This window comes from Oleiphilus sp. HI0086 (assembly GCF_001635225.1).
Map to the genome: position 1 here is coordinate 1 of NZ_LWFZ01000986.1, position 396 is coordinate 396.

Here is a 396-nt window from a genome sequence, read left to right on the forward strand (position 1 = left end):
TTCTGCACTTCAGCTTTGGCACGAATTGCCTGATCTTTAAGATCTTCAATTTGCTTCGCCAAAGACTCAGCCTCAGCCTGCCAATCCTTGCCATCTGCCTCAGCATTCTGCTCAGGGCCACTAGTTTCGACTTCTTCCTGAGCAGCTTCCACAGCCTCTTGAGCTGCCTCTACAATATGCTCTTCATTTGAATTATTTTCGTTTTCTACGCTCACCTGCGCCTCCACTGACCACAACTCTGCTATTTCGCTTATCAATCTCAAAACAGCAGTTAATCAAACTAATTAACGTTACGCAGCACATGCTGCACACCCTGACATAGCGACTTTCAAATGCTCTACGTGCACTTAAGCATCGCCAGTAATAAATAAGTTGGTGCCTATATGGGGGCCACTC

Annotated in this window: 2 protein-coding genes; both read right to left on the bottom strand. The window is 46.2% G+C overall.

The window, feature by feature from the left end; all coding sequences use genetic code 11:
• Nucleotides 1–215, bottom strand: a 215-nt coding sequence (locus A3756_RS17905) for a hypothetical protein (protein WP_156490572.1), incomplete at its 3' end; no start/stop codon positions are given.
• A partial coding sequence (locus tag A3756_RS28800) for a hypothetical protein (protein ID WP_231875563.1) occupies nt 193–396 on the bottom strand: 204 nt, incomplete at its 5' end. The genes A3756_RS28800 and A3756_RS17905, both read right to left, overlap by 23 nt.